We start from the raw sequence: 13,513 nt of genomic DNA on the forward strand, positions 1-13,513 counted from the left end.
ATAATAAACCGTAACCACACGTTTATGAGACTCTCTAATCAATACACATTGGAGGGTGTTCAGGTGTATTTGCTTGAGAGACCTGGTGTAAGAGAGGCGATGTTTTACCAGCGCCTCGAGGGAGGGCGTGTCAAGTGCAATCTTTGCCACAAGAGGTGCGTGATAGTACCCGGGGCGTACGGGGCCTGCGGCGTCAGGTATAACAAGGACGGTATTCTGTACACGCTAGTCTACGGTCTACTGACAGCCGCCAACCCTGACCCAATAGAGAAGAAGCCCCTAATGCATTTCAACCCTGGCGCCTGTGTTTTCTCGATATCGACTGTGGGTTGCAACTTCTACTGCAGGTTTTGTCAGAACTGGGTTTTGAGCCAGTCTAGGAGAGAGAGGCTATACGGGGAGCCGTTTGAACCCGAGGAGGTCGTGGAGAGGGCTCTACAGCTGGGCTGTCAGGGGATAAGCTACACATACAACGAGCCGACGGTGTTCTACGAGTTCATGTACGATACTGCTAAACTGGCGAAGGAGCACGGGCTGTTCAACACGATGGTAACAAATGGGTACATGACCGAAGAGGCCGTTAGGGAGATCGGGCCCTACATGGACGCTGCTACTGTGGACTTCAAGGCTGGAGGCAACGTCGAGTTCTACAGGAAGTTCATGGGTGTGTGGGACCCTTCCCCTATATACTCCACAATCCTCGAGATGAAGAGGCAAGGCTGGTGGATCGAGATCACGAACCTGGTGGTACCGGTCTACGGGGACCGAGAAGAGGACGTAGTAAAGTTGAGCAAGTGGATAGTAGAAAACCTCGGCGACGAGACGCCGTTCCACCTCTTGAGGTTCCACCCAGACTACCTCATGACTGACGTGCCCCCTACGCCTACCAAGACGTTAGAGAAGCTGGCGAAACTGGCCAAAGAGCAGGGCTTGAAGCACGTGTATATAGGCAACGTGTGGGGGCACCCCCTAGAGAACACGTATTGTCCTAGGTGTGGCACCCTTGTTGTCGAAAGAGAGGGGTTCTTCATCACCAAGTGGAACTTAAAAGAAGACTTTACCTGCCCCAAGTGCGGGTACAAGCTGAACTTCAAAGGGAAGTACTGGGGCAGTGCTGGTAGGAGGCTCTTCTACATCTAATGCAGGTGTAGCTCATGCCATACTACATCGTGGTGCTGGGCACAGCAGGCAGTGGCAAGACGACCTTGTCTGGGAGTCTACGCGAGTACCTGGAAGACCACAGCCTAGACGCGGCGATCGTGAACCTCGATCCAGCCGTGGAAAAACTGCCCTATGACCCGGACGTAGACGTGAGGGACTACGTCGACGCGCGTGAGGTCATGGAGAAGTACGGGCTCGGGCCCAACGGGGCTCTCATAGCCTCGATGGATATGCTGGCTCTGAAAATAAACGACCTAAGAGAGGAAATCGAGGGGCTTCGTCCAAACTACTTCATCATAGACACCCCGGGTCAGATGGAGGTGTTCGCATTCAGGGAGACGGGGCCGATCATACTCAACTCGATAATAGGTGATAACAGGAGAGCCTCCTTGTTCCTAATCGACGGTCTCCAGGTCGTGAACCCAAACAACCTGTTGTCGTCGCTCCTCTTATCGGCCTCTGTCCACGCCAGGTTGGCATACCCGCAGATAAACGTGGTGACGAAGACGGACTTGATACCCGGCGACGAGCTGGATAAGATAGGCGAGTACCTTGAAGACCCCTACAGTCTGGCCGAGGCGCTCGATTCGCCGGGTTACCTCATATGGAGTAAAGACGAGATAGGGTTATTGCTCGAGAAGCTCATGCTCTTCGATGTCGTGAAAGTCTCGAACGTGTCGGGAGAAGGTCTCGACGAGCTCTACGCAGCCCTACAGAGGGTACTGGCGGGCGGCGAGGACTACTACACAGAGGAGCCCAACCCCGTTCTCTGACTCGTGATTAGTTGACAAATCTTATTTTACCTCGCCCAAAATTACGTGATAGTGGTGCTCTCGGTGCTCGAGTTCTTCTTCAACCCCTCGAGCGTAGCGGTCGTGGGGGCGACCCCTAAGGAGGGTAAGGTAGGCAGGGTAATACTGGAGAACTTCAAGAACAAGTTCAAGGGCGAGATATACCCGGTTAACCCGCACTACCAGGAGATCCTCGGGCTAAAGGCCTACGCGAGCGTGCAGGAGATACCGGGGCGAGTGGACTTAGTAGTGATAGCCACCCCCGCTAGGACAGTCCCTGGGGTACTGGAAGACTCGGGCGTCAAAGGCGTGAAGGGCGCTATAATAATAAGCGGGGGGTTCAGGGAGACCGGTACTCAAGAGGGTGCCATGCTCGAGGACGAGGTAAAGCGGGTCGCCGCTAGACACGGTATTAGGGTGATAGGGCCTAACTGTATAGGGGTGCTAGACAACTGGAGTGGTGTTGACACCTTCTTCCTTCCAGAAGACAAAATGAGGAGGCCGCCCAGGGGTTACGTGAGTGTGATAAGCCAGAGCGGCGCTTTCGCGTCGGCGTTGCTTGACTGGATGGCGCACCACGGCTACGGCCTCTCGAAGGCCATAAGCTTCGGGAACAAGATCGACGTAGACGAGGTCGAGCTGCTGAACTACCTAGCGGAAGACCCTACCACCAACGTTATTTTCCTCTACTTGGAGGGTGTCAGAGAAGGGCGGGGAAGAGACTTCATCGACACCGCGAGGAAGGTTTCAAGGGTTAAGCCCGTCGTTGTCTACAAGGCGGGTAAGACCAAGAGAGGGGGTATCGCCGCAGCCAGCCACACGGCAGCCTTAGCCGGCGACTACACTCTTTACGTAACGGTCTTCAAGCAGAGCAGGCTTCTAGAGGCTGTCAGCTTCGACGAGATTATGGACCTCGTCAAGGTCTTGTCCACGCAGCCGTTGATGAAGGGTAGGAGGGTCTACATCGTGACCGACGCAGGTGGTGTAGGAGTGATGTTAACAGACGCCATCGAGCTCAACGGCCTCGAGGTACCGCAGACGCCACCCGACCTCAAGGAGGGACTGAGGAGTGTTCTCCCGCCTCACTGCATAGTCGAGAACCCGATAGACTTGACCGGTGATACAGACGACCAGAGGTTCATTACCGTGTTGAACGAGCTGCTGCCGAGAAACGACGTGGACGCGGTCGTCGTAGTAGCTCTACCCCAGATCCCGGGCCTGAGAGGCGAGCTCTTCGAATACCTTGTGAAGGCCAAGGTGTACGGCAAACCTCTGCTCGTAGTCCTAATAGGAGGAGAGCTCGCGCTGAAGTACAAGAAGTTCCTCGAGGAGAACGGCATACCGGTGTTCGAGTCCCCCGAGAGGCTTGCGAGGGCTTTGAGTGCTTTATATACTTACTCGCGAATTAGAATACAAGGTGGCGTGTCTTGAACGCCGGCAGTATCGTCGAGGCGGCGCTGAGAGAGGGGAGGTCTAAGCTACTCGAGCACGAAGCAATGAGGTTAATGGAGCTGTACGGCATCAGAGTTGCCGACTACGGCTTCGCGGAGAGCGGCCGTGAGGCCAGGGAGGTCGCAGACAAGATTGGTTACCCGGTCGTTGTAAAGGTCGTCTCGCCCGATATTAGTCACAAGACAGACGTTGGCGGTGTTGTACTAGGCTTGGAGAGCGGCGAGGAAGTCGAGCGTGCTTGCGAGGCTATAGCGAAGAACGTCAGGGAGAGGCAACCCGGGGCTAGGCTGACAGGCTTCCTCGTGCAGAAAATGATGCCGCCAGGCGTAGAGGTGATTATTGGAGCTACACGCGACCAGGTGTTCGGCCCAGTCATTATGTTCGGGCTCGGCGGCATATTCGTGGAAGTTCTAAAAGACGTCACCTTTAGAGTGGCCCCCGTCAGTTACCAGGACGCTATCGAGATGCTAGGGGAGATCAAGGCGAGTAGAATACTCGAAGGGTACAGGTCGCAACCCCCCGTGGACAAGGAGGCTATCGCCGGCATGATCGTATCGCTCTCTAAATTGATGGAGGATAATCCTTATATTATCTCGGTCGATTTAAATCCTGTAATAGCCTATAGCCGTGGGGCGGTTGTCGTCGACGCTAGAGTCATAGTCAGTAGAGCTAGTGTGGTGAATCGTTGAGTGGCCGAGAACGGCTTTAACGGGGACCCGTCTCTTACGGCAATAGGAGACGAGATTTCCAAGACGAGGGCTTTGATATCTCAGCTTAAAGAGCAGAGAGCCGGGCTAATAGCAGAGCTGAAAACTCTAAGGACCCAGCGTAGAGGGCTGATCGAGAACATCAAAAAACTAAAGGAGGAGTACAAGGGCCTGAAGGAGAAGTACAAGGGGCTGGTGGAGGAGAGGAGGAGACTAATCGGGGAGCTGAAGTCGAAGAAGGAGGAGTACTCTTCTCTTATAGAGCTAGCTAGAAGCAAGAAGATCGAGGTAGAGAACCTGAACAAGGAGGTCAGGATACCTATAAGCGCCATCGTCGACGAGATAAACAGGCTCGAGTGGAGTCTGCAGACGAGAGTTCTATCACTCGAGCAGGAAAACGAGATCATCAATAGGATAAAACGCTACGAGAGGCTACTCGAGAAAGCGCGTAGGGCTGTAAACGAGAAGAACCAGTACCTGGAACTGAGAGCGTACATAACATCACTGCGTGTACAGATAAGCGACCTGAGGAACAAGATAGGCGTGTTGACGGAGGAGGTTGGGAAAGCTAAAGAGAGTCTCACGAAGATGAGGCAAGAGTTGACCGAGAAAGCGAAGGCTGTTAACGACCTAACGAACACGATAAACGAGAAGCAGAAGAGGCTAGACGAAATCAACGGGGAAATCGAGAAGTACAGGTCTAGACTAGGGGAGTTAAGGGAGATGTATAACAAGAAGGTAGAAGAGCTGAGAAGAGCGAAGACCTCTAAGATAATCGAGGAGAAGAAGAGGCAGGTCGAAGAGAAGTTGAAGTCGGGTGTTAAGAAGCTCACGTTCGAGGATCTCAAGTTGCTCTACTCGAACCCCGACGAGTTGAGCGAAGAGGCGTGATCACCTCCCAAACCTCCTCTCGCGGGCCTGGTAGCTCCTTATAGCTCTCCAGAAGTCTATTTTCCTGAATTCGGGCCAGTAAGCATCGCAGAAGTAGAGCTCGCTGTAGGCGGCCTGCCACAACAGGAAGTTACTTATCCTCACTTCCCCGCTCGTCCTTATAATCAAGTCAGGGTCTGGGATATCGCTGGTCATCAAGTATTTCGAGAAAGTCTCCTCGTTTATTTCGTCTAGGCTGACCTTCCCCGCCTCGTACTCTTTAATAATCTTCTTAACGGCCTCGACTATCTCGTGTCTACCGCCGTAACATACGGCGATCATCAAAGTCCTGTCCTTGTACGAGCTACTCCTCTCCTCGAGCTTCCTGATCTCGTCGACAAGGTCCGGTGGGAGCATGTCTAGATCTCCGATCACCTTGACTCTGATCCTCTTCTCATCGATCTCGCCCGACTCCAGTATCTCTCTAATTCCCCTCCTGAGCAGGGAGAGCAGGTGATAGAACTCCTCGCGGCTCCTGAACATGCAGTTCTCGCTACTCATAGCATAGATCGTTACGTACCTCACACCGAGCTCCCAGATCCAGTTCAAGACCTCCTTAATCCTCTCGTAGCCATTCTCGTGCCCTGTTAAAGGGTCTAAACCGCGCTTTTTGGCCCACCTACGGTTCCCGTCCGGGATTATGCCTATGTGTGTAGGGAACGGGCCGTCTTTGATCTGGAGCCACAGCCACCTCTCGTAGACGTCTTCAAGAACTCTTTTCTCGAAGAAGCTTAGTACCCTGAAAGCGAATCTCTCCAGCCTTCTCTGAGAAGAGGCGAGCAATCTGCGCATGTCTCTGCTTCCCTGAACTTTGCCAGGTTTTATGCATTAGGTTTACCACTTAAAGAAGTTTATAAGCCGGCTTCAAACTCTAGAAAGAGGAAGGTGCTGTCGATGTCGTACTACCAAGGTAACGACTTCAAAAAGATAACGGGGGGTAAGAAAGGACGACGCAGGGACAAGAGGAAATACGAGTTAGGAGGCCCGCCCATCAACACAACCCTGGCGGGAGAGGAGGAGAGGAAGATCGTTAGGACTGTGGGCGGGAACACCAAGGTAAAGCTGAAGAGAGCAGCCTATGTCAACGTTTACCTGCCAGAAGAGAAGCGTGTAAGGAAAGTCAAGATCCTAGACGTCGTGAATGTCCCGTCTAACCCCCAGTTAGCGAGGTCTAAGATAATCGTTAAAGGTGCGGTCGTTAAGACTGAGGTAGGGCTGGTCAAAATCGTTTCGAGGCCAGGGCAAGACGGAGTTTTGAACGGGGTGCTGGTAAAGTAGAGTACACGGTGTCGTAGTGAGTAGGGAGTACGAGAAAAGAAAGGTCGTCATATACCCTCACTACATCGATTGTTCGAGTTCTCGGAGCAGTGGAAGGAGGGTTCCAAAGTCGATTTGCGTGCCGAACCCCACGTTAGAGGAGATCGAGAAAGCAGCCCGGCGCCTAGGGTTTGAGGTGGAGGTCGAGGCGGACAAGAAGTACCCTCGAATGTGGAGGAAGGCTGGTAGAGTCGTTGTAAACAAGGTTTTTAACAAGACGAGGCTTCTCAAGCTCTTATCCATGGAGCTGAAGAAGATGAGGGGCTAAGAGCTTTCAATATCCCAGCTACCAGTACGCTTAACCCAGTCCTCGGAAGGGGGCCTACTCGAAATTAGGGTTGTGACCGCTTAACCCGTCCCTCCACATGATTAGGTCGTATTACGTGATTATATCTCATATATAGTGTATTACGTTCTTATTCCAACACCCGATTGAGGGAAACAATACTACAAAAAACGGTTGTGTCGTAGGTATTATAGGGTCCCTGGTTAAATACCGTGTCAACAAGGTATTACCACAGGAGGTTCAGTCAGGGTTTGAGGCGCTTGGGTTTCGTAGAAGTCGTGGGCAAGAATGGGATCCTGGTGGTAAGGCCATCCGTGAACGTCCGGGAGGATCTTATAGGCAGCCTCGTGTACGACTCCAATCTTCGGAGGCTTGGAAAAGTAGTCGACATAGTAGGGAGAGTTGACGACCCCAGGGTAATCGTTAAACTGGAGTCTAGGGACCTGGCCTCTACAATACGCGACTACAACGTGTACTACGAGCCCGCTCAGAGAAGGGGCGCTAGGAAGCAAGGGGGAGAGACCCAATGATGAAGATCGAGACGGCCGTTCTGAGATGCCCGGTGTGCGGTAATCAAAACATAGTCTTCGACTACTCTGAGAACGCGTATGTTTGTCCTGTTTGCGGAACAGTCCTAGAGGAGAGACCTATCGACTACGGTATTGAGACTCTGATAAAGGACGAGGCCACCCCCAGAGTAAGCGGCTCCTACACGAACAGGGTTCACGACAGGGGTATCGGGGGGACAGAGATAGCCGGTAAGATCGTCAACCACGTGAAGGAGGGCAGGGGCTGGGTCGCGAGACAGAAAGACGTCAGGGTTAGCAAGGGCGAGAGGGTCGTCGAGAAGGCGCTCAAGCACCTCAACGACCTAGTCAAGTTGATAAAGCCGCCTACCGCAGTCGCCGAGACGGCGGGCGAGATTCTCAGGGAGGCGGTCGCAGGCAAGAACTTTAAGGAGAAGACGCTCAAGCGGCTGGCCGCGGCCTCGCTGTACCTGTCTTACAAGATCCACGGCTACCCAAGACCATTTAAGCAGTTTGCTAGCGAGCTTGGGCTCGAACCGCAGGAGGTGTGGAATGCTATTAAGATGGTTAGCGAGTCCGTCAAGAACCTGAACAAGAAACTGGTGAGGAACGAGCCCCAAACGATCATCTCCTACATAGTGAAGAGCTCCAACCTACCCCCAGAAGTCGAGTTCGTCGCCAATAAAATAGTGGCAGAAGTCACGAGCACGGGGCTCGTGAGCGGTAAGGGGCTTTCAAGCCTCGCAGCCTCAGCCGTTTACGTGGCCGCTATCCTGACTGGGAACAGGAGGACTCAACTAGACATCGCTAGGACGGTAGGGTTGACCGACGTGGCGATCAGGAATTCCTATAGCGAGATAGTCAGAAACCTAGACATAGTGATCTCGATGTAGTTCTAACGGTTTCGTGTTTTTCTCATGTCAAATTATAAGCCTCTAATGATAGAATAAAATATTGGCTCAACAGCGACTTCAGTGACAGGTCGAATTTTCATGTCGAAGGATTCAGTAAGCGAGAGAATAATCGGGTTCTTACTCTCAAACGAGGGCAAGGATGTTCTGCAGAGCGAGTTGTGGAAAGAGCTTGGGTTGACTAGTAAGGAGTTGTCAAAGGCTTTGAAGAAGCTCGAGGAGGAAGGAGTCATTAAGAGAGAGCCCGTTACATACAAGGGTAAGAGGACTTACAGAATTACACTCGTAGCAGACACTTTAACCAGAGTACAGAAGACGGGTCTCCAGGCTGGGCGCCTCGGGAAGCTCGTTGTTAGTAGGCTGGTTGACGAGGTGCTCGACATACCGTGCGTATCCTGCCCCTTCATCAACAGGTGCTATGAAGGCGGGTTCTACGACCCAGTGAACTGCCAGTTCATAAACGAGTGGGTCCTGAGACACGGACAAACCAAAAGCACGCGTTGAGCCAGTCACGAGGAACTAGCTCCACTCGTCTCCCTTATGGCGCTTGTCAGAACGTCTAGAGGGGCATCGGTCTTCACACCCCTGTAGTCAAGGTGCGTCCTCGAGGCCTTGAAACCCATGCTTCTCAGCCTCTCGACGAGTGAGTCCATGTTCGGCATGTTGACTCCAACCCTCTTGCAGAGGAGATCTAGCCTTACGTACGGGACGTTCACCTCGACCTCGCTCTTCAACAAGCTGACGTACTTCAGCACGTCTCTGCTCTCGAGATAGGGTGTCTTCTCGAGGTTTCCGGCTACTCGGTCAACGAACTCCTTGCTGCCCAGCGGACACACCCATAGGGGGCCGATCACCACGGGCCTCCTCCCCCCTTTGCAGCTCGAGTCCGGCTCGCCGGTCTTTGAGAGCCCTCTCTCAAGGGTATCCGGGCAGTACCATACGTACCCCTTACACCTAGAAATCTCCTCGTACGGGTTCCTACGCTCGACCAGGTAGAAGACGCGGTAGTAGTGGGCCTTACTGAGGTACAGCAGGGGTGTGATAGCGTAGTTAAGGGCTGAGGCCCTCAAGGCTGTAACGTACGTCAAAACTCTTATCCCAAGTTCGTTCGCGAAGTCGACACTGTGGCACTCTAACCAGTACCTCTTGAGCGTCTTCTCCTTGTTCACGCAGGTCAGGGGTCCCTTGTCTGTGGCTGTGACGCCCAGTAGTGCCTTCTTCCCCAACGGCTTTAGAACGCTCTCGAGGAAGGGTATCGGCGAGCCGTAGGGGTCTACATCGGCGTAGTCAACGACTACACCCGTGAAGGTCAAGAGGTTGGCTAGAGCGTTGGCCTCCATATTGAACGCTGCGAGTCTGTCGTCCAGCTTGTTGAACTTGATGTTCTCGGTTATGTAGTCGTATGCCCGAGGGTCCACGTCGTTCAGTACCCCTAAACCTCCCGCCTCAAGCGACAGCCTGATCCCTCTCACGCCAGTACCCGAGAGAAGGTCGAGGAAGAAGAACTCCCTACCACTAAAGTACGTCTTTGCGACGAGTACGGTTACATCCCTAGAGAACTTAGCCGAGGGGTTGTAAAATACGGGCATCCAGGAAGGCTCTACTACTCCGTCCTCTCTCACGTACTCTGAGAGGTCGGGCACGTATACTTTTGCTAAGCCCTCTTCCACTACGATGGTTTTACTTAACAGCCTGCTAGTCATGTCCTTACGGTCTCTTCCCCCTGACTTTCTCCAAGACTACTAAGGGCAGTACACGGTTTAGCTCGTCCCTGTTCTCGAGAGTGAGCGTTACCTTCTCGGACCTGTCAATAAACCTCAGTATGTCGGGGTCAGACAGCCTGTAATGAACTACGAGGATAGCCGGCTTACCCAGTTTAAGGGCACTGATGAGCAGGGGTTTAAAGCTCGGGAGCTTTAGCTCCATGGGGCCAACCTCGTCCACGCATATGACGTCGCTGTTCACTACAGCCTCCTTTTTGAGGGCCATCTCGACGACCTTGTTTGCTTCTTCGACGAACACGCCATAGGAACCGACCCGTACAGGGGACGGGTTGTCTCTCCTGGCAAGCCAGGCCCACGACCTCGACTTCAAGTCGAGGATCTTGAACCCCACTCTCAGACCCGTGGGATCTCTCTCCTCGAAGGTTATGAATCCCGCGACGGCTAGTCCACTGCTCTTTAACGCCTCTACGATCTTGTTGAAAAGCGTGGACTTCCCCACTCCGGGCCTGCCCGTTATCACGAGGGTGTAGCCCATCCCCAGCTACTCACCGAGTATCTCTCTCAGAGCCTCCCCGACCCTTTCAATCCTCCTCTCGTCGTGTATGAACAGCGGTGTAGACCTTGTAATGCTAGTTAGCTTCACAGCGTTATCCGCCTTGAGCTCGACTTCGCTTCTGCTGAACCCCGTCAACCTCACTATCGAGACCGCCTTTTCGTCCTTGACAATAGCAGCGTCTACAGGTGTCGTTGTGAAGGAGTAGAGCTTGGCGTCCCTGACGTTCACGAGACTTAGTAACTCGTTTAGGAGCGGGCTCTCAGAACGGGTATCGTACCGGTCGAACACGCTCTCGTTGAGCAGGTCTATCTCCTCGAACACCTCCTCGCCCAAGAGCTCGGCTATCTTAATAGCTGTCTGGACAGACGTCATCGAGCGCCTGGTCTCGTACTGGTACACCGCCTCCCGAGATATGTTGAGCCTATTAGCGACTTCACTCCTTGAAAGGCCCAGCTCTAGCCTCCTCTTCGCAAACCCCTTGCTGCTTATTCTGACCAGGTAGTTCCCTCTCACGTTGAGCACTATGGGCTTACTGCTTTTCAACAGGTAGTCCCGGAGGAGGTTTTTGTTGACAACGTAGATGTCGTTTCTAACGTAGACAACGTCGTCTTCCATCTCGGTCTTCCAGTACTTCTCCGACACTATTAGAACCGACGATCTGTAGGTTGCGGAGAGCTTCTTTAGATCCTCTATCTCCCTCTTACTCACCCTAGCCGAGTCGTAAACCACTTTCAGAATTACCTTCTTGTCTCCAGACCTACCAACGACGTCTACACTACGGCCCTCCTCGGGGTAGTCTATCTCCTCTACAATAAAGCCGGCGCGGCTGAGGGTTCCGAGCGTTTCCTCTGTGAGCTCTTCTAGTACTCTGCTTTTCATCAACTACACCGGGCTAAAGCCCGAGGGTGCACTTAAAACTTTTACCTCTTGAACCTTGCGTAGACCATAGCGTGGTCCTTGTCGTAGGGCTCCAAGTGGACTACGTCCACTATCTCGAAGCCCCTGTTCTTCAGCGTCTCGATCTCTCTCCTGTAGACCTCGCTCGGCTCTTTCGTTACGTCGATGCTCCTCGCCTTAATGGCTAGTAGCAAGTACCCGTTGTGCTTCAAGAAGTAATCCGCGTTGTCCGCCACCACGGATGCCTGCTCTGGCTGGGCAATGTCGGCGTATATCCCGTCGACCAGCTCCACCACGTGCCTATACAGCTGTGGCTTCCTGGCGTCGGCGAGTATCGGGTAGAGGTTTTTCCTTACGTCTGCGAGCGCCACGAACTCTCTCATGACCCTGGGCGCGAACTCCACCCCGTATATCCTGCCCTTCAGTCCTATTATGTCGGAGATGTGGCTGGCAGTAGTGCCCGTAGCGACTCCGAGGTACAGGATCGAGTCTCCCTCTCTAATCGGTTGCTCGCTCAAACCGTTCGCGAGGGCGCCAGCTAGCTTGCTCCTGTACATGTTCCACTCCCTGTACTCTACGTTCTCGTACTTGAAGAGCCTCTCGCCGTAGACCCTGTGGCCTGGGACGAGGTTCTTGGTAGCCAGTCTCATGCTCCCGTCTTCGAGCTCTACCACGTAAACTCCGTAGTACTTCTCGTGGGGTTTAATGGTGGCCACTTCGCTCAAACCACTTCACCTCCTCTTCTGTCTACCTTTCTTGCTTGGTTTAACCTCTTCTGGCTTCTTAGCGGGCGGCTTCGCGTACAGGTTTTTAATCTCCTCGATTCTTTCCTGGAGCTCTTTAACCAGCTTGTCCCCTACAAACCTGCCTGTGTAGAGGTCTATTTTGGCCGCGATAGCGAGCTTTGCTGCGAGTGCTCTGGCGATCTTGCCTCTCTGCCACCTTGGGCTCTTGTGTATGGCAGGATATTGGAATATCACGCCGTGTTTCGGCGGTTTACCGCCCGTTCTTAGAGCCCTGAACAGGGCTTTCTCGGCCCCGAGCACTTGTATTGTGCTAGCAGGTAGCTTTGCCAAGTTCTCGAGGCTACCTGCCAGGCTGAGAAGTCTCGCGCCTAACTTACTACCCACGATAGCGGTGACGTTTGGTGAAACCTCTTTCATTACCGCGTCGATATAACCCTCGAGGGTCTCTCTGAGCTCGTAGAGGTCTAGTATGATCCCGGCGAGAGTCTTTATGTACTCAATGTCGAAATCGCTCAGGTCCGCGCCGATGCTCTTTTTCGCCGCCTCGGATATCTTCGTGGACAGCTCCTCGCTAAAGCCAAGCTTCTTCAGCTTCTCGTAGCTAATGTTCTCCCTGTCCCCAAGCTCGTAGACTATCCTTGCGTAGTCGTGGTGGTCTTTGACGAGCTCGTCTAGCTCGGGAAAGTGTATGCTGTACCACTCCCTCAGCCTAGACACGTACAGGTTTATGGTCTTGTCGATGTCGTCTATAGCCCTTATAGCTTGGATCGCGAGTAGGTCTCTTTTCTGGGCCTCTTTCCTGAGCTTCCTGCGGGACAGCTCGAGCGATATCTCGTGCAACCTCGCGTAGAACTCGTCTGTAGAACTACTCAAACCCAGCTCTACGGCCAAGTCTTGTAGCCTCTCCTTGAACCTGCTTATCGCACTAGCTCTCACGTCGACTCTCGGAGTTAAGCCAAGGGAGCTGGCGATCTTCCCGTCCTCTATAGTCTCCACGACTACTTCGTTGAACCCCATAGACTTCGCCTTCTCGAGCACCTCTCTCGCTTGCTGTGTCACCTTGCCCTCCTCGAGGTCTATGAGGTAGTCTATTATCTCGTTAGTCTTGAAAGGCGACAGGCTCTCTGCTAGCCTTTTCCCCTCCTCGTCGAGCAAAAACGCCCCTAGCACGTTCTGCGTAAAATAAACTGCGGCCATTCTTTCACCTAACCTTCTAATTCTACTTTAAGAACACTCTTATTTAAATATCCCCAAAACAAATAGTTCTAGTAGCGTAAAACAGCGGTGGTCATGTATGCCAAGCCACGGCTCACTTACGAAGGCGGGCAAGGTCAGGAGCCAAACGCCCAAGATCCCGCCCAAGGGTAGGAAGAACAAGCCGCCGAGAGTCAGGAACAGGGTAGAGTACGCGAGGAGAGTCTTGGCCCCGGCCTCTAAGCCTACTGTAATGTAGGGTTTTTCCTAGAGCTAGGAACCCTAGACGTGTTAGACGACAGTTATTTTACTCC

17 protein-coding genes are annotated in these 13,513 nt (G+C 53.2%); 11 read left to right on the forward strand and 6 right to left on the reverse strand.

Annotated elements, in window-relative coordinates:
• Nucleotides 1-24: 24 nt before the first annotated feature.
• The 5 genes from amrS (at nucleotide 25) to WLZ34_RS04620 (ending at nucleotide 5,002) form a co-directional block, all read left to right on the forward strand.
• On the forward strand, nucleotides 25-1,140 hold the full coding sequence (gene amrS / locus WLZ34_RS04600) for an AmmeMemoRadiSam system radical SAM enzyme (RefSeq protein WP_434730914.1): 1,116 nt from the start codon (nucleotides 25-27) through the stop codon (nucleotides 1,138-1,140).
• 14 nt (nucleotides 1,141-1,154) lie between these two features.
• Nucleotides 1,155-1,934, forward strand: a complete 780-nt coding sequence (locus WLZ34_RS04605; RefSeq protein WP_434730915.1) for an ATP/GTP-binding protein — start codon at nucleotides 1,155-1,157, stop codon at nucleotides 1,932-1,934.
• Between the two features lie 63 nt (nucleotides 1,935-1,997).
• Nucleotides 1,998-3,383: an acetate--CoA ligase family protein gene (locus WLZ34_RS04610; protein ID WP_434731936.1), complete on the forward strand. Its 1,386-nt coding sequence runs from the start codon at nucleotides 1,998-2,000 to the stop codon at nucleotides 3,381-3,383.
• The gene (locus WLZ34_RS04615; protein WP_434730916.1) at nucleotides 3,380-4,093 is read left to right on the forward strand and encodes an acetate--CoA ligase family protein; all 714 of its coding nucleotides are present in this window, start codon (nucleotides 3,380-3,382) and stop codon (nucleotides 4,091-4,093) included. Before WLZ34_RS04610 ends, WLZ34_RS04615 begins: the two co-directional genes overlap by 4 nt.
• On the forward strand, nucleotides 4,094-5,002 hold the full coding sequence (locus WLZ34_RS04620) for a coiled-coil protein (RefSeq protein ID WP_434730917.1): 909 nt from the start codon (nucleotides 4,094-4,096) through the stop codon (nucleotides 5,000-5,002).
• Here the strand turns inward: WLZ34_RS04620 and uppS are convergent, their stop codons facing one another.
• Nucleotides 5,003-5,833 carry a polyprenyl diphosphate synthase gene (gene uppS / locus WLZ34_RS04625; RefSeq protein ID WP_434730918.1) on the reverse strand — a complete coding sequence of 277 codons (831 nt, stop codon included), beginning with the start codon at nucleotides 5,831-5,833 and terminating at the stop codon, nucleotides 5,003-5,005. It lies immediately after the preceding gene.
• A 102-nt stretch (nucleotides 5,834-5,935) separates the two neighbouring features.
• Here uppS and WLZ34_RS04630 point away from each other — a divergent pair, with 102 nt between their 5' ends.
• From WLZ34_RS04630 to WLZ34_RS04650, 5 genes are all read left to right on the forward strand, one after another.
• On the forward strand, nucleotides 5,936-6,319 hold the full coding sequence (locus WLZ34_RS04630) for a 30S ribosomal protein S8e (protein WP_434730919.1): 384 nt from the start codon (nucleotides 5,936-5,938) through the stop codon (nucleotides 6,317-6,319).
• 16 nt (nucleotides 6,320-6,335) lie between these two features.
• A complete protein-coding gene (locus tag WLZ34_RS04635) occupies nucleotides 6,336-6,626 on the forward strand; it encodes a signal recognition particle subunit SRP19/SEC65 family protein (protein ID WP_428727197.1) in 291 nt (96 codons plus the stop codon).
• Nucleotides 6,627-6,895: 269 nt separating this feature from the next.
• On the forward strand, nucleotides 6,896-7,174 hold the full coding sequence (locus WLZ34_RS04640; RefSeq protein ID WP_434730920.1) for an H/ACA ribonucleoprotein complex subunit GAR1: 279 nt from the start codon (nucleotides 6,896-6,898) through the stop codon (nucleotides 7,172-7,174).
• Complete coding sequence (locus tag WLZ34_RS04645) at nucleotides 7,174-8,064, forward strand: TFIIB-type zinc ribbon-containing protein (RefSeq protein ID WP_434730921.1); 891 nt, start codon at nucleotides 7,174-7,176, stop codon at nucleotides 8,062-8,064. Before WLZ34_RS04640 ends, WLZ34_RS04645 begins: the two co-directional genes overlap by 1 nt.
• A 99-nt stretch (nucleotides 8,065-8,163) precedes the next feature.
• A complete protein-coding gene (locus WLZ34_RS04650; RefSeq protein WP_428727200.1) occupies nucleotides 8,164-8,586 on the forward strand; it encodes a MarR family transcriptional regulator in 423 nt (140 codons plus the stop codon).
• A 5-nt stretch (nucleotides 8,587-8,591) separates the two neighbouring features.
• Here WLZ34_RS04650 and WLZ34_RS04655 read toward each other — a convergent pair whose 3' ends face one another.
• From WLZ34_RS04655 to WLZ34_RS04675, 5 genes are read right to left on the reverse strand one after another with little or no spacing between them, the layout of a single operon-like run.
• Entirely contained in the window at nucleotides 8,592-9,785 is a 1,194-nt protein-coding gene (locus WLZ34_RS04655; RefSeq protein ID WP_434730922.1) for a N2,N2-dimethylguanosine tRNA methyltransferase, read from the reverse strand.
• Nucleotides 9,786-9,789: 4 nt separating this feature from the next.
• Nucleotides 9,790-10,341 (reverse strand): nucleoside-triphosphatase, encoded by a 552-nt coding sequence (locus tag WLZ34_RS04660; RefSeq protein ID WP_434730923.1) that lies wholly within the window; start codon nucleotides 10,339-10,341, stop codon nucleotides 9,790-9,792.
• A gap of 6 nt (nucleotides 10,342-10,347) precedes the next feature.
• A complete protein-coding gene (locus tag WLZ34_RS04665; RefSeq protein ID WP_434731937.1) occupies nucleotides 10,348-11,241 on the reverse strand; it encodes a transcriptional regulator in 894 nt (297 codons plus the stop codon).
• Between the two features lie 41 nt (nucleotides 11,242-11,282).
• Nucleotides 11,283-11,984, reverse strand: coding sequence for a fibrillarin-like rRNA/tRNA 2'-O-methyltransferase (locus WLZ34_RS04670; protein WP_434730924.1), 702 nt, complete (start codon nucleotides 11,982-11,984; stop codon nucleotides 11,283-11,285).
• Between the two features lie 6 nt (nucleotides 11,985-11,990).
• Nucleotides 11,991-13,202 (reverse strand): C/D box methylation guide ribonucleoprotein complex aNOP56 subunit, encoded by a 1,212-nt coding sequence (locus WLZ34_RS04675; protein WP_434730925.1) that lies wholly within the window; start codon nucleotides 13,200-13,202, stop codon nucleotides 11,991-11,993.
• A 97-nt stretch (nucleotides 13,203-13,299) separates the two neighbouring features.
• Here WLZ34_RS04675 and WLZ34_RS04680 point away from each other — a divergent pair, with 97 nt between their 5' ends.
• Nucleotides 13,300-13,458, forward strand: a complete 159-nt coding sequence (locus WLZ34_RS04680) for a 30S ribosomal protein S30e (protein ID WP_014736729.1) — start codon at nucleotides 13,300-13,302, stop codon at nucleotides 13,456-13,458.
• The last annotated feature ends 55 nt before the right edge of the window (nucleotides 13,459-13,513 follow it).

Source organism: Thermogladius sp. KZ2Tp1 (assembly GCF_051131135.1).
Lineage (GTDB): Archaea > Thermoproteota > Thermoprotei_A > Sulfolobales > Desulfurococcaceae > Thermogladius.